Here is a 13,979-nt window from a genome sequence, read left to right as displayed (position 1 = left end):
AGGCGCGCGGAAACAAGGAGTTGGAGCTGCCATGCGCTTTCGCCAAAGCGCACCTTGCTCCAGGAACGACGGAACCGAGAATGCTCTTCCTCTACTTCCGGATCGGCGATGAAGGCTTTGCGATGGCGATCGAGCGGATCGTCGAAGTCGTGCCGTTGACGGAATTGAAGAAGGTGCGTGGGGCGCCGGACGCGGTGGCCGGCTCCTTCGAATATCGCGGCCGCTTCGTACCGGTCATCGATCTGTGTACCCTCGAACTCGGCCGCTCGGCGCGCCGGCGCCTGAGCACCCGCATCATCGTCATGCGCCACCCCCAGGACGATACAGTGCTGCTGGGTCTGATCGCAGAAAAAGCCACGGAGATGCTGCGGCTGGATCCGGCGGAATTCGCCCCTTTCGCCCCGGGTCCGCATGGCCTGGTTCAGCGTGTGGAACTGGAAGACCTGCTTCCTGTCGCGCTTCTGGCGGCCATTCGCGGCCAGCCGGTCACCAGCCAATGAGCGACCCGCGCTTCGAACAATTCCTTGGACGCGCCATCGGGCTGAACGCGGCCTCGATTGGGTCGTCGGCGATCGAGCGCGCCGTGGCGGCGCGCTGCAAGGCATGCAAGCTCGGCGACATCCAGGCCTATTGGGAACTGCTGCAGAATTCCGATGAGGAAGTGCAGGAGTTGATCGAGGCGGTCATCGTTCCCGAAACCTGGTTCTTTCGCGATGCCCAGGCCTTTGCAGCCCTGGCACGGCTGGTGATGCGCGGCCTCCCCCAAGCGGATGCCATTCGCCCCTTGCGGCTCCTCAGCCTGCCTTGTTCGAGCGGAGAGGAACCCTATACGATCGCCATGGCGCTGCTCGACGCGGGCCTGACTGCCGAGCAATTCCGCATCGATGCCATCGATCTCAGCGCTCGTTCGCTCGCTCTTGCCAGGCAGGGCATCTATGGCCGCAACTCGTTCCGGGGGCAAAACCTGGCTTTCCGCGACCGCTATTTTGACGCTACGAAGGATGGGCATAGGCTTCGGGACGCCGTTCGTGCTCCCGTGGAATTCAGCCAGGGCAATATCGTCGCCCCGAATTTCCATGCCGATCCGGCAGGCTACGATTTCGTCTTTTGTCGCAACCTGCTGATCTATTTCGATGCCGCAACGCAAAAGCATGTCATCGGCGTGATCCGACGCTTGCTCGCGCCTGATGGCATTGCCTTTGTCGGCCATTCGGAGGCAGGGCTGATGGGAGCCAATGGCTTCACCTCGGCCAAGATTCCGATGGCGTTCGCCTTTCACAGGGAAAGTGCCAAGCCGGGAGTCACCCAAGCCCGGCCGGTGCCATCGCCGCCCATACACCGGCCGCGGCGGGAACCGCCGCCATTGCCGAAGTCAAGGCCCGTTCTGCCTCAATCCCCTCGGCACGAGGAGAAGAGGGAAGCAGCGCTGCCAAATCTCGAGGAACTGCGCCTCCTGGCGGATCGGGGGCGGCTGCAGGAGGCCGCACTGGGATGCGAAGCGCTGATCCGTCGGGACGGCGCAACCCCCGATGCTCTCGCGCTGCTGGGCTTGATCAGCGATGCCTCCAACGATCTTGGCGCGGCGGAGCGCTATTACCGCAAGGCCCTCTATCTGGATCCCGCCAATGCCGAGGCGCTCGGCCATCTCGCCCTCCTGCTCAAGAAACAGGGCGACCATGGCGGTGCCAAATTGCTTGATGAGCGCCTGCGGCGTCTGGACAAACGGAGAGTGCGATGACGAGCCTGGCCTTCGACGCCCCCTCTGCGGCGATTGACAATTGCTGGCAACGGATCGGCGTACGGGGCGACAAATCGTGCCCCGAACTTCGGCGTCATGCGCATTGCCACAATTGCGAGGTGTTTTCACGAGCGGCCTCTCAACTGCTCGATCGCGACATTCCCGAGGGAGGGGAAGCCGCCGTTACACCGGCCGGAGCGGGCATAATCGCGCGTTCGTCGCATTCCCAATCGGTGCTGGTCTTCCGCCTGGGCAGCGAATGGTTCGCTCTGCCCACATTGGTGCTGGACGAGGTGACCGGCCTACGCCCCATTCATTCGCTGCCACACCGGCGCAATCCCGCGCTGCTCGGCCTGGTCAATGTGCGGGGTGAACTGGTGATTTGCGTCTCGATCGCCCAGTTGCTCATCGGCGCGGAACAGAATTCGCCGCAGGGTCGGCTGATCGTCGCGCACCACGCCGGTTCGCGCTTTGCCTTTCCGGTCGACGAGGTTCAGTACACCCATCTCTATACGGAGGCGGATCTGAAGCCGGTACCGGCAACCGTGGCCCAGTCGAGCTCCGGCTTCACCCGGGGATTGCTGTCCTGGCGCGACAGGAGTGTCGGCCGGCTCGATGAGCATGCACTGTTTGAGGCTCTCGGTCGAGGATTGGCACGATGACCCAGGATCTCAGCCAATTCTCCATGCGAGACCTGTTCCGCATCGAAGCGGAAGGACAGGCCGAAGCCCTGACGACGGCCTTGCTGACGCTCGACAAGGACCCGATGCGGGCCGATCAGATCGAGGCCTGCATGCGAGCTGCGCACTCTCTCAAGGGGGCTGCCCGCATCGTCGAGATCCATGCCGCCGTGACGATTGCACACGCAATGGAAGATCTTTTCGTCCTGGCCCAGCAGCACGGCGCGCGACTGGATCATGACCGCATCGACGTGCTCCTGCGCGGCGTCGACCTGCTCCTGTCTTTTGCCAGATCGCCGGATCTCGAAAGTGGCTCGCGCGACGAGGCCTGGCAGGCCGAAGCCGACCAGTTCGTGCTGGAGCTCAACCAGCCACCGCACGCAGGCCCGCAAACGCCCGAGCCGGCGCCGGTATCCGAGCCCGCCCCCATGCCCGTGCCGGCAACCGACGACGCGGCCTCCGCATCGACCGACCGCGCCTTGCGGGTCAGTGCCGAAAATCTCAACCGGCTTCTCGACCTTGCCGGCGAGTCGCTGGTCGAGTCGCGGTGGTTGGGGCCCTTTGGCCAATCCCTGCAGCGTCTCAAGCGCCTTCAGCTCGAAGCCGCCACCGCCTTGGAGTCGCTGCGCGCCATCCTGCCGACCCACGCCTTGGACGAACGGGCAAGGATGGCTCTCGACAAGGCTCAGCAGCGCCTTCTGGAATGCCGGCAGCATCTGTCGCAACGCCTGGGGGAACTGGAAACCACCGACCATCAGGCCACCACGCTCGCCCACCGGCTCTACGACCAGGCGCTGGCGATACGCATGCGTCCCTTCTCCGACGGCATCGCTGCCTATCCTCGCATGGTGCGCGACATTGCGCGCGAACTCGACAAGAAAGTAAGGCTGGAGATCGTTGGCGAGCGCACGCTGGTGGATCGGGACATCCTGGACAGGCTCGACGCTCCGCTCGGCCATCTCCTGCGCAACGCCCTCGATCATGGCATCGAAAGCCCCCTTGAGAGGCTTGCCGCCGGCAAGGCGGAGGAAGGCGTGGTGCGTCTGGAAGCCTCGCATCGGGCAGGCACGCTGCAGATCACCGTCTCCGACGACGGGCGCGGCGTCGATCTCGAACGGATCCGGCAAACCGTGATTGCACGCAACCTCGCGAGCCCCGATACGGCAGGCAAACTCGGTGCCCAGGAGTTGCTGGAATTCCTGTTCCTGCCCGGCTTCTCCATGAAGGGAGAAGTCACCGTCATCTCAGGGCGGGGGGTAGGGCTGGACGTCGTGCAGGAGATGATCCGCCAGGTTCGCGGCCTGGTGCGGGTAACCTCCGAACTCGGCGAAGGCACACGCTTCAAGCTGGAATTGCCGCTCACGCTTTCGGTGGTTCGCTCTCTGATCGTGGAAATCGGCGGCGAACCCTACGCCTTTCCCTTCGCCCATATCGTACGCGCCATCAAGATCGCGAGCGATCAGGTGCAAACCCTGGAAGGACGGCAGCATTTCAGCCTGGATGGACAACTGGTCGGAGTGGTCGGCGCGGATCAGGTTCTCGGCTGCGCGCCGGCGGACAATGCGGACGGCGAATTGCGCATCGTCGTGGTCGGCAGCCCCGGCGCCATGTATGGCCTGGTGGTCGAGCGCTTCCTCGGCGGTCGCGAACTCGTGGTTCAGCCGCTCGATCCGCGCCTCGGCAAGATCAAGGATATCAGTGCCGCCGCCCTGATGGAGGACGGTTCGCCGCTCCTGATCATCGACGTCGAGGACATCATCCGCTCCATGGAGAAGCTCTCCTCCGCCGATCAGCTTGCCCAGGTCGGGCGGAAATTGGTAGGTCGGCAGGAGGAAAGGCGCAAGCGCGTGCTCGTGGTCGACGATTCCCTCACCGTGCGCGAATTACAGCGCAAATTGCTGGATCATCACGGCTATGAGGTCGAAGTGGCCGTCGACGGCATGGATGGCTGGAATGCCTTGCGCAATGGCCGCTTCGATCTGCTCATCAGCGACATCGACATGCCGCGTATCGACGGGATCGAACTGGTTCACCGCATCCGGCAGGACCCGGATCTCAAATCCTTGCCAGTGATGATCGTATCCTACAAGGATCGAGCGGAGGATCGCCAGCGTGGCCTGGATGCCGGAGCGGATTATTATCTTACCAAAGGCAGTTTCCAGGATGATACTTTGATCGATGCGGTAGTGGATCTGATTGGCGAGGCTGTTGCATGAGGATCGCGATCGTCAACGATTTGCCCCTGGCGGTGGAAGCGATGCGCCGGGTACTCGCCATGGCGCCCCAGCATCAGCTTGCCTGGGTCGCAGCCGACGGCGTGCAGGCGGTGGAGCTGTGCAGCCGGGACCGGCCCGATCTCGTGCTGATGGACTTGATCATGCCGCGCATGGACGGGATCGAAGCCACCCGTCGGATCATGGCCCAGTCGCCCTGCGCCATCCTGATCGTGACCGCCGATGTCGAGACCAATGCGGGCCGGGTTTTCGCGGCGATGGGGGAGGGAGCTCTCGATGCGGTCGACACGCCGCTGCTCGGCTCGCGCGAGACACGGTGGGGCGCGCGTCCTCTGCTGGCGAAAATCGATGTGATCGCCAATCTGGTCAATGAAGGCAATGCCAGGCAAAAGCCAGTCGACCATGCCCGCTCACAGGCCCAGCACCTTGTCGCGATCGGAGCGTCGGCCGGCGGCCCTACCGCGTTGGCGACCGTTCTGAAAGGACTGCCCGGCAATTTCGCCGCCAGCATCGTTATCGTTCAGCATGTCGATGCCCGCTTTGCGCCGGGGCTTGCCAATTGGCTCAGCCAGCATTCCCCCCTTCCAGTCCAGTTGGCAGGCGAGGGGGACCGGGCCTTGCCGGGGCAGGTCCTGGTTGCCGGCACCGACAATCATCTGGTTTTCAAGGTAAACCGACAATTGGGCTATACTCCCAATCCGATCGATCAGGTCTATCGGCCGTCCGTAGACGTCTTTTTCGACAGCGTCGCGCGTTTATGGGCTGGCCCCGTGACCGGCGTCTTGCTGACCGGTATGGGATCGGACGGGGCGCGTGGCCTGAAAGCGCTCCGCGAACTTGGACATCACACTATCGCGCAGGATCAGGCCACGAGCGCAGTCTACGGCATGCCGAAGGCGGCTGCCGCCCTGGATGCCGCGACGGACATTCTGCCGCTGGACAGAATCGCCCCGCGTCTGACCGAGCTGCTCGGCTCTCCGCGCCTGAGAAGAGGAATTGCCCCATGAGCCAGCCAGCAGACGTCAAATCCCACGGCACCGCGTCCCTCGACACCATCCAACAGTCGGTCATGGTCCTTCTGGTCGATGATCAGCTCATGGTCGGCGAAGCCATTCGCCGGGCGTTGATCGACGAGATCGAGATCGAATTGCACTATTGTTCGAACCCGCTGGAAGCCCTGGCCGTCGCCAAGCGGGTGAAGCCGACGGTGATCCTGCAGGATCTGGTGATGCCGAACGTGAACGGCCTGACGCTGGTCCGCCAGTATCGCTCCGATCCCGCCACCAAGGCCATTCCCGTGATCGTGCTCTCGACCGAGGAGGAGGCGACCGTCAAGAGCGAAGCCTTTCGCATCGGCGCCAATGACTACCTCGTCAAGCTGCCCGACCGGATCGAGCTGATTGCCCGTATCCGCTACCATTCGGCTGCCTATCTGACCCAGATCCAGCGCGACGAGGCCTATCGCGCCCTGCGTCGAAGCCAGCAGGAGCTGATGGAGACCAATCTCGAATTGCAGCGCCTGACCAATGTCGATGGCCTGACCGGCCTCAGCAACCGGCGCTATTTCGATCAATATCTCGATACCGAATGGCGCCAGGCCATGCGCGCGAGGGAGCCGATCTCGCTGCTGATCATCGATGTCGATCACTTCAAGCAATATAACGACACCTATGGCCACCTTGCCGGCGACGAGGTGCTGAAAACCGTGGCGACGGCGGTGAGGAGCGCCTTCCAGCGTCCGAAGGACCTGGCGGTACGCATGGGGGGCGAGGAATTCGCCGTGGTGCTGCCGCAAACCCCGGCTGGTGATCTTGCCTTTCTCGCGAAGAAGGTAGTGCAGGCGATCGAGGCGCTCGGGCTACCGCACGCAGCCTCGCCGATCGCTGACAAGGTCACCATCAGCGTTGGTGGGGCAACCCACATTCCCGCTGGCGACGACCAGCCCGAAAGACTGATCGAGGCCGCCGACAAGGCGATGTATGACGCCAAGAGGTCCGGCCGCAATCGAGCTGCCACGGCAACCGGCCTGTAAGAGAGCCGGCGCCCTTCGGCTCGATCGGAAGACGGAATGCGCTAATTGTCTAGTGGCTGGAGCATTTGCGCGCCAGGGCCTGGAGACCGGCGAGCGCGAATGTCTCCAGTGCACGGGACATTGGTTCGATCTCCCGTTCACGCTCCGCCAGGCTCGGGGCGATGGCTTCCAGCACACCGCGTTCCACCGTTGCCAGGACCATGAAAGGGGCGTTGAGCGCCAGTTCTGCCCTTCCAATGTCGGGGTGGTCCTGCGGACGATTGAGCATGCGCGCAAGCAGGTCGCGCAGCCAATGAACCTGGGGCGCCAGGAAGTCCTCGTCCACGATCAGCGCGGAAACCGTGGGCATCACCATCTCACGGGTGACCAGCCTAATCTGCCACGAGCGTTCGGCGGGTGACAACAATCGCCGGGCCATCAAGCCATAATAGGCCTTGAGCTGATCCAGGGGCTCTTCATGTTCCAGGATCGCTGCAAAGGCCTCGGGCGGGATGACGACCTCGCGCCGCGCCTCCGATACCGCCGCTTCATAGAGCGGCCGGATGCCGCCGAAATAATAGTTGACCGCCGCGGTATTGACGCCGGCCAGGTCGCAAATTTCCCGGCTCGTCGTCGCATGGTAGCCCTTGTCGGCAAAGACCCGCCCGGCCGTTTCGATCAGATTTTGGCGCGTCTTGACGCCACGTTCCTGGCTGTCTGACGAAACACGGCGGGCATGCAGGGATCTGGGCATGAAAGCTTGGATACTGTCTCTGAGAAGTAACTTTTTACCCACGGGCTTTAAAATGTCAATTTCATATTCGGATTTGACATTGCTCTGTCGTTCAAGCAACCTCACGCTCTGCTGAGGCGATGGCTGTGCGAAAGTGCACGGGCCGGCGATTCCGCTCTTCTTTGAGTCTCCACCAATCTGCTGGGACCGCGCTACATGACTCTATCCTCCTCAGCGTCCCGCAAACCGATTGAGCCGGTCGGCGACAAGCAGGACGTCGCTGTCGAACTCCCGCTCGATCATGGGGCGTCGGCGCCTGTCGCCCAGATCTATCGGGACGCCAGTGCCCATATCGTCGTGATCTGTGCCAATACCTTGACCCGAACCTGCCTCATGCACTGCCTCACAGGCTCAGAAACCGGCCTGGCCGTGGAGGGCTATGCCGACGTCGAACAGTGGGGCCGGCAGGGGCAGGGGGCCTCTGTCGCCCTATTGTGCGTCACGGGCGTGCGGGAGACCACGATCGCCGTCGAGCGAATGGTGAGGCGAGTGCTGGCCGCCGCACCCGGTATTCGGGTTGTGGTGATTTCCGATACGAGATCGGCCGGCGACGTTGCGAAGGCCCTGGAGCACGGGGCCAGTGGCTTCATTGCCATGGATTCCAATGTCGATGTCGCCATTGCAGCCATCCGCCTGGTGCGTAGCGGCGGCATGTTCGTGCCCTCCCACAGCGTGATGCAGTCTCGGACCCAGCCCGCACCCCTGTCTGACGGCAGGAGATCGCTGCGGGATCTGGTGACCGCAAAGCAACTTGAAGTCATCGGCCTGATCCGCAAGGGGCTGCCGAACAAGGCGATCGCGGCCGAACTCGAGATGAGCGAGTTCACGGTGAAGGTGCATGTCAGGAACATCATGAAGCGCCTGAATGCCCGCAACAGAACCGAGGTCGTGGCTCTGACCAATGCCTATTTTGGGCAAATGCCCGAGCAGGATGATCACACCTGAAGCATGGAGCAGTTGGTGAGGACGTCATTATATATTCTTGCGCGCTGGGAATAAGCGGAGCCATATGCGTAAATTTTCTGAAGCCGTTACATTTGCTTCGGATTAAGATATTTTCCTGGCAAGCAATTGATTTTTATCATTTATCCGGATCCTTCCCTGGTTCCTTCTCGCTATGTTCGAAGAAGCGATCGAGGAAGGCTGCTGCCTCGTCCGAGATGCCGACGATCTTGTTCGTCGCCTGCCGATAGAATTTGAAATTGAGCTCTGCGCCGGGCTGGCCATCCTGCCAGGTGCCGAAAGACTTGAGTTCGCGGCGTCCGAGCGGTCTTTGGGCGAACGCCGTGCAGCGCACGACAATGCTTACGCGAGGGGTTTGCCGCGGGACATTTTGTTTCCTCGCAATCGGTTCGGCAGAGATCACGATGCCGCGGGCGAACAGCCCCCGGCCACCCTCATTTTCGCTGGCAAACAGGAAGATGATATCGTCGGCAGCGATATGCTTGCCCCCATACATCGTCTTCTGCGCACCGAAGCTGAAGCTTGTCGCGTCCGGATCCCGTATCTCGGTTTTAATCGCAAATGCCATGCCAGTGTGCCTCCGGCCTGCAAGCCAATTAGCCTCGTCGAGCCTTGTCGCGCAACGCGGCAGCCGAGACTGGCCAAAGGGAACAGGGCAGGGGTGGCCCAGAAGTGAGAATATCTCTCGCCAGATGTCGGTAAAGCGCGCGCTGCTTCGTCTTCGAAACAAGCAATGGCGGAGAATGCGAAGATTTGTGCCCAGGATCGTTGCTGCGAGAGCAAGACGGGCTGGCTCGGATAACCACCGACGACCTTGGATCTTGAGGCGGTAGGTTTTCCGCTGTCATATGCATATTCTCAACACGGAGAAGAATGATGAAGGCATTGATTGCGGGAGCAGGCATCGGCGGGCTGACCACGGCCTTATTCCTTCATCGGGTTGGGATCGACGTTGAAATTTTCGAGGCTTCAAAGGAGGTTCGAGAGCTGGGCGTGGGCATCAACATGTTGCCGCATGCCGTTGAATTGTTGACGGAACTAGGGCTGATCGACGAACTTGATGCCGCCGGCGTCCGGACGCGCGAATTGATCTATGCGAACCGGTTCGGGCAGGTCGTCTGGCGTGAGTTGCGCGGTATCGAGGCGGGCCTTCCCGCGCCTCAGTTCAGCATTCATAGAGGCAGGCTGCTGGGCTTGATCCATCGAGCCGTGATCGAGCGGATGGGGGCGGGCGCAATCCGCACGGGATGTCGCGTGAACGGCTTCGAGCAGAACAGCGATACCGTCACGGTCCATCTGACGGACAGTGACGGCAGGCCGGCACAAGCGGTCGGCGACTTGCTGGTGGGTGCCGACGGCATTCATTCGGCGGTGCGCGCCGCGCTCCATCCCGGGGAGGGGCAGCCGATCTGGAGCGGCATCATGCTCTGGCGCGGGGCCACCCCCTGGCCGAAATGGCAGGACGGTCGCACCATGGCGATCGCTGGTGGCAACTTTGCGAAGTTCGTCTTCTATCCAATTGAAAAAGATAAACAAAATTCAGGAAATCTCCTCACCAACTGGGCGGTGATGGCTCGGGCAGGCCATGATCGGACGCAGGGTTTCTCCCTGGGGAACTGGAGCAGGCCGGGCTTGCTCGAAGAAGTGCTGTCATTCGTCCGTGACCGCTTCCACCTCGATTATGTCGATCCAGCCGCGATCATCCAGGGTACGGACGCATTCTACGAATATCCCAATTGTGATCGGGATCCGCTCCCACGCTGGTCGTTCGGGCGCGTCACCCTGTTGGGAGACGCTGCCCATCCGATGTATCCGGTGGGCTCGAACGGAGCGAGCCAGGCCATCCTCGATGCCCGCTCCTTGTCGCAACATCTCCGCGCCGCGGGTACGATCGAGGCGGCTTTGACAGCCTATGATGCAGAGCGGCGGCCCGTTACCGCCAAGATAGTCCTGGCGAACCGCAAGGGCGGCCCGGAAGGCGTGATCGACATGGTGGAAGCCAGGGCACCAGACGGCTTTGACGACATCGAAGCCGTCGCAACCCACGAGGAGCGCGAGCGCATCGTGCGCGGCTATGCGTCCCTGGCAGGATTTGCGCGCTAGGTGCAGCCCGATCCGCCAATTTCCTCAACTTTTTGAAATTGAGCTTGGTGCCGGGCTGGCCGAGGCACCCGTTGCTGAGGCATTTGAGCTCGCGGCTCGTTTGGGTAAACGCGACGCGGCGCTCCCGGATTTGTGGCTCCAATAGACCGTCGAGTTCGCAGCCGATCCATCTTCGCTGCTCCGGATTGGCCAAAACCTATCTGGCCGCACGCGAGACCTGCGTCAAATAGGTCAGACTATATTTTCACAGTCATACGCTGGGCCTCTGGACTGTTCGGGCGCCTCACGGCAGATAGTTCGAGCAATGTGTTGGAGGGAATCCCCCGTGTATTTGAAATGGTCCATTCCGAAATCGGTGCTGGTGCTTCTCGCCATGACCGGTGTTGCTCACGCTGAAGGCGAGCTCAACATCTATAATTGGGGAAACTACACCAACCCCAAGCTCATCAAGAAGTTTGAGGAGCAATACAAGGTTAAGGTCACCATCACCGACTATGACTCCAACGATACGGCTCTGGCCAAGGCTCGCCAAGGCGGCTCCGGCTTCGACATCGTCGTGCCCTCGCAGACATATCTGCCGATCTGGATCAAGGAGGGACTGCTGCTGGAAACCAATCCTGGCCAGATGGAGAATTTCAAGAACGTCACGCCGGAATGGGCCAATCCCGATTTCGATCCCGGCCGCAAATATTCCGTGCCCTGGGCCTGGGGCACGATCGGCGTCGTGGTCAACACCGACACATACAAGGGCGATATCAACACCTGGGATATCATCTTCAAGACGCCGGACGAGTTGAAGGGCAAGGTCAACGTCGTTCCAGAGATGAAGGACGTCGTTACGGCCGCCATCCGCTATGTCGGCGGCGAGCAATGCACCGGCGACAGGCAGGTATTGAAGAAAGCCCGTGACCTTCTGACGGCTGCCAAGCCGAACTGGATCGCCATGGAATACAATGCCATCGAAAAGATGGGGGCAGGCGACTTCAAGGCCTCGTTGACCTGGAACGGGGCGGCCCTGCGCACGCGCCTCGCGCATCCCGAGATCCATTACGGCTATCCCAAGGAAGGCTTTACCTACTGGTCCGACAATGTAGCGGTGCTGAAGGAGGCCAAGAATGTCGACAACGCCAAATTGTTCCAGAATTTCATCATGGATCCCGAGAACGCGGCGTTGAACTCGGTCTTCCACCATTATGCGAACGGCATCGCGGGCTCGGAAAAATTCATGCCGGCCGAGATGCAGGACGCCCCGGAGATCGTCGTTCCCGCGGAAGCCAAGGCGCACGGCACCGTGGCTTTGATATGCCCTCCGGAGGTCGATGTACTTTACAAGAAGATCTGGACCGAACTCCGCAAGTAAGCAGTCCAGGCGAGGGCGGCGACATCGACGCTGCCCGTTCTTGAAGCGGCACAGATCAAAGTGCGGTAGGAGCCAGTTGCCCCTGCGATATCAGTCATAGTACGAATTCACCCTCGCTCTTGCTCGAGGGGTCTCATGCGCGTTCATCCTGCCGTTGCGTGTCTTCTTATTACCACGGTTCTTGTTGCAACGAATCTTGGAGGCTGTGCAACTCCGATCCGAACTTCCCCAGGAACGGTAAAAACTTTGCCTGTTGCCGTCATAAGCAAGGGCCTCGGTGGAATTTTGCATGGATCTGTCCGTATAGAGCAAACCCAGGGCTCCTACTCGGTGAGCAATGGCAGGCTTTCGTGCTCCGGTACATATGCTCTGTCGGGAGTCAGGGAAAGGATCTATGTTCCGGTTCTTTGCAGCGATGGCCGCAAAGGCTATGCCGCCGTTCACAATGGGCCAAGTCTAATGAGCGGGTCTGGCTCCTTCACCTTGAGCGATGGAACCACGGGTGAGTTCGTGTTTGGCAAGGAGACCGGCAAATCCTAGACCTGTATCGCCTCGACGGTGATCGCTTCGCGAGCTGTCGCGCGCCGAGGCCGCGCCTCTGAAAAGATACCCCGTCCAATGAGGAGGGGGTGGCCCTTCCATCGTGGCGCTACCGACTTTATTCGCATAACATATCTTATGGAACATAAATCCATTCCCCAGCCTGGCCAAAAGCCCGATAAACCGGGCTTTTGGCGGCTATCTGCCAAGGCCGCGCAATTCGGCTCGCCTCGATCGACGGGCACCAATAATCAATATCTTGAGCCACTCAGCCATGAGCGATTCAAGAAAGGCGCTGGACCCCATATAGGCGGTTCGCAAGACTGCGGCATGTGCGATGACCCGCCCGCTATGCTTTGTCCTCAGTGAGCCGACCCGTCGCGCAACATGGCGCGCTTCTACGGCGTGTTCGTCCAGCCGACCTTGTTTGGCGCAGTCGCACTGTGGTCCGCAACTGGAGACGGATCGGCATGCTGGGACGGTTCAGGATTGAAACTTTCGACGACCTGCCGGCGCTCGAACGTGCCTGTCCGTATCGTCCGTAAGAAGCGCGCCTCGCTATGCCGACCTGGCTCGCAAGAACATGAGCCAATGCACGCGTCGCCCGAGATACGTCGCCCCAGGGCCTTGAATAAATTTTTAATTAATTTAAATTATTACAATATGTTACATAATATATCTAAAGTTAAACTATAGGCTGAGGGATTCAGCCATCCGTTGCAACAGGACGAGCGTGCGCTCGACATCGGGCTGTTCCGAGGTCGTTCGGCGGATATGGGGACAAGTGAGCACTGCCAGGGCGTGTCTTTCGGCCGAGAGGATCGGCACGCTGATATCATTCACGCCGAAGATCTGCTGGCTTTCGTCGATGCGGTACGCGGCTTTGCGATAGGAGGAGAGCTGCGCCTCGAGCCCCGCGTAGATCGTCGCCCTCTCGCTATCCTTCCAGCGAACCAGCAGCTCCTCTTTGGCCTGCGGGTCCTGGAAAGCCAGCAGAAGCTGGCCTGAGCCCGTGGTCAACAGATCGATCGGCGTGCCGACGCGAACCGTGAAAACCCAGTCCGAGGAAGCCGCCGCGTGGGCTACGACCACGGCCTCGTCGCGTTCCCGCATGACGAGATGACAGGACTGGCCAGACTCCTCGGCAAACCGGTCCATCAAGGGCACGGCCCGCGAAGTCAGCCGGCGTATGGGCGGATGATGTTGCGCCAGCACGAACAGCTTCATGCTCAAGGCGAAGCGATCCCCTTCCGCCGAGCGATAGACATAGCCGCGGGCAACCAGGCGTTCGAGCATGCGATAGATCTCGCTCGCGCCTCTGCCGAGCTCCTTGACGATTTCCGCCCGTGTCAGTGCATCGGAGCGGCTGGCCAGCAGTTCCAGGATGTCCAGGCCCTTGTCGAGCGCCGGTGCCCGATAAAGAGCCTCCCGGCTCGATCCCTCCTCCTGCTCCCTTGGTTGTCTTGGCAAAGCGCTTCCCTCTCTTTTGTTGACATATGAATATATTGTTCATATTTGGTCCGTCAACAATGAGCTGCACGCAGTGACACGAACTCG

General features: G+C 61.0%; 12 protein-coding genes. 9 read left to right on the top strand and 3 right to left on the bottom strand.

Annotated features, from left to right (window positions below; translation table 11 throughout):
• Positions 1-80: 80 nt before the first annotated feature.
• From ACIGJE_RS29195 to ACIGJE_RS29170, 6 genes are read left to right on the top strand one after another with little or no spacing between them, the layout of a single operon-like run.
• Positions 81-500 (top strand): chemotaxis protein CheW, encoded by a 420-nt coding sequence (locus ACIGJE_RS29195; RefSeq protein WP_367624378.1) that lies wholly within the window; start codon positions 81-83, stop codon positions 498-500.
• Complete coding sequence (locus tag ACIGJE_RS29190; RefSeq protein WP_483681163.1) at positions 497-1,738, top strand: CheR family methyltransferase; 1,242 nt, start codon at positions 497-499, stop codon at positions 1,736-1,738. The genes ACIGJE_RS29195 and ACIGJE_RS29190 overlap by 4 nt, the downstream gene beginning before the upstream one ends.
• Positions 1,735-2,400 (top strand): chemotaxis protein CheW, encoded by a 666-nt coding sequence (locus tag ACIGJE_RS29185; RefSeq protein WP_311941290.1) that lies wholly within the window; start codon positions 1,735-1,737, stop codon positions 2,398-2,400. Before ACIGJE_RS29190 ends, ACIGJE_RS29185 begins: the two co-directional genes overlap by 4 nt.
• Positions 2,397-4,634 carry a hybrid sensor histidine kinase/response regulator gene (locus ACIGJE_RS29180; RefSeq protein ID WP_415083627.1) on the top strand — a complete coding sequence of 746 codons (2,238 nt, stop codon included), beginning with the start codon at positions 2,397-2,399 and terminating at the stop codon, positions 4,632-4,634. The genes ACIGJE_RS29185 and ACIGJE_RS29180 overlap by 4 nt, the downstream gene beginning before the upstream one ends.
• Complete coding sequence (gene cheB, locus ACIGJE_RS29175; RefSeq protein ID WP_311941284.1) at positions 4,631-5,659, top strand: chemotaxis response regulator protein-glutamate methylesterase; 1,029 nt, start codon at positions 4,631-4,633, stop codon at positions 5,657-5,659. Before ACIGJE_RS29180 ends, cheB begins: the two co-directional genes overlap by 4 nt.
• The gene (locus ACIGJE_RS29170; protein WP_415083625.1) at positions 5,656-6,684 is read left to right on the top strand and encodes a diguanylate cyclase domain-containing protein; all 1,029 of its coding nucleotides are present in this window, start codon (positions 5,656-5,658) and stop codon (positions 6,682-6,684) included. Before cheB ends, ACIGJE_RS29170 begins: the two co-directional genes overlap by 4 nt.
• 49 nt (positions 6,685-6,733) lie before the next feature.
• On the opposite strand, the gene ACIGJE_RS29165 is transcribed toward ACIGJE_RS29170, so the two are convergent.
• Positions 6,734-7,417 (bottom strand): TetR/AcrR family transcriptional regulator, encoded by a 684-nt coding sequence (locus ACIGJE_RS29165; protein WP_367624381.1) that lies wholly within the window; start codon positions 7,415-7,417, stop codon positions 6,734-6,736.
• A 195-nt stretch (positions 7,418-7,612) separates the two neighbouring features.
• On the opposite strand from ACIGJE_RS29165, the gene ACIGJE_RS29160 reads away from it, so the two are divergent.
• Positions 7,613-8,401 carry a response regulator transcription factor gene (locus ACIGJE_RS29160; RefSeq protein ID WP_311941275.1) on the top strand — a complete coding sequence of 263 codons (789 nt, stop codon included), beginning with the start codon at positions 7,613-7,615 and terminating at the stop codon, positions 8,399-8,401.
• 136 nt (positions 8,402-8,537) lie between these two features.
• On the opposite strand, the gene ACIGJE_RS29155 is transcribed toward ACIGJE_RS29160, so the two are convergent.
• Positions 8,538-8,987 (bottom strand): hypothetical protein, encoded by a 450-nt coding sequence (locus tag ACIGJE_RS29155; protein WP_415083622.1) that lies wholly within the window; start codon positions 8,985-8,987, stop codon positions 8,538-8,540.
• 308 nt (positions 8,988-9,295) lie between these two features.
• Between ACIGJE_RS29155 and ACIGJE_RS29150 the strand changes: the two genes are divergently transcribed.
• Together ACIGJE_RS29150 and ACIGJE_RS29145 are read left to right on the top strand one after the other, a co-directional pair.
• Positions 9,296-10,522, top strand: coding sequence for a flavin-dependent oxidoreductase (locus tag ACIGJE_RS29150; protein ID WP_415083647.1), 1,227 nt, complete (start codon positions 9,296-9,298; stop codon positions 10,520-10,522).
• A gap of 373 nt (positions 10,523-10,895) precedes the next feature.
• Positions 10,896-11,882: an extracellular solute-binding protein gene (locus tag ACIGJE_RS29145; protein ID WP_415083645.1), complete on the top strand. Its 987-nt coding sequence runs from the start codon at positions 10,896-10,898 to the stop codon at positions 11,880-11,882.
• A gap of 1,230 nt (positions 11,883-13,112) precedes the next feature.
• Here ACIGJE_RS29145 and ACIGJE_RS29140 read toward each other — a convergent pair.
• Positions 13,113-13,892: an IclR family transcriptional regulator gene (locus ACIGJE_RS29140; protein ID WP_311941266.1), complete on the bottom strand. Its 780-nt coding sequence runs from the start codon at positions 13,890-13,892 to the stop codon at positions 13,113-13,115.
• Positions 13,893-13,979: the final 87 nt, after the last annotated feature.

Source organism: Labrys sp. E2SS-1L, from assembly GCF_057073705.1.
This window is presented reverse-complemented; position numbering and strand designations above follow the sequence as displayed.

What these genes read in the sequence shown, in the direction of transcription:
- ACIGJE_RS29195 (WP_367624378.1), top strand. Translation starts at nt 81, where the DNA reads ATGCTCTTCCTCTACTTCCGGATCGGCGATGAAGGCTTTGCGATGGCG.
- ACIGJE_RS29190 (WP_483681163.1), top strand. Translation starts at nt 497, where the DNA reads ATGAGCGACCCGCGCTTCGAACAATTCCTTGGACGCGCCATCGGGCTG.
- ACIGJE_RS29185 (WP_311941290.1), top strand. Translation starts at nt 1,735, where the DNA reads ATGACGAGCCTGGCCTTCGACGCCCCCTCTGCGGCGATTGACAATTGC.
- ACIGJE_RS29180 (WP_415083627.1), top strand. Translation starts at nt 2,397, where the DNA reads ATGACCCAGGATCTCAGCCAATTCTCCATGCGAGACCTGTTCCGCATC.
- cheB (WP_311941284.1), top strand. Translation starts at nt 4,631, where the DNA reads ATGAGGATCGCGATCGTCAACGATTTGCCCCTGGCGGTGGAAGCGATG.
- ACIGJE_RS29170 (WP_415083625.1), top strand. Translation starts at nt 5,656, where the DNA reads ATGAGCCAGCCAGCAGACGTCAAATCCCACGGCACCGCGTCCCTCGAC.
- ACIGJE_RS29165 (WP_367624381.1), bottom strand. Translation starts at nt 7,417, where the DNA reads ATGCCCAGATCCCTGCATGCCCGCCGTGTTTCGTCAGACAGCCAGGAA.
- ACIGJE_RS29160 (WP_311941275.1), top strand. Translation starts at nt 7,613, where the DNA reads ATGACTCTATCCTCCTCAGCGTCCCGCAAACCGATTGAGCCGGTCGGC.
- ACIGJE_RS29155 (WP_415083622.1), bottom strand. Translation starts at nt 8,987, where the DNA reads ATGGCATTTGCGATTAAAACCGAGATACGGGATCCGGACGCGACAAGC.
- ACIGJE_RS29150 (WP_415083647.1), top strand. Translation starts at nt 9,296, where the DNA reads ATGAAGGCATTGATTGCGGGAGCAGGCATCGGCGGGCTGACCACGGCC.
- ACIGJE_RS29145 (WP_415083645.1), top strand. Translation starts at nt 10,896, where the DNA reads ATGACCGGTGTTGCTCACGCTGAAGGCGAGCTCAACATCTATAATTGG.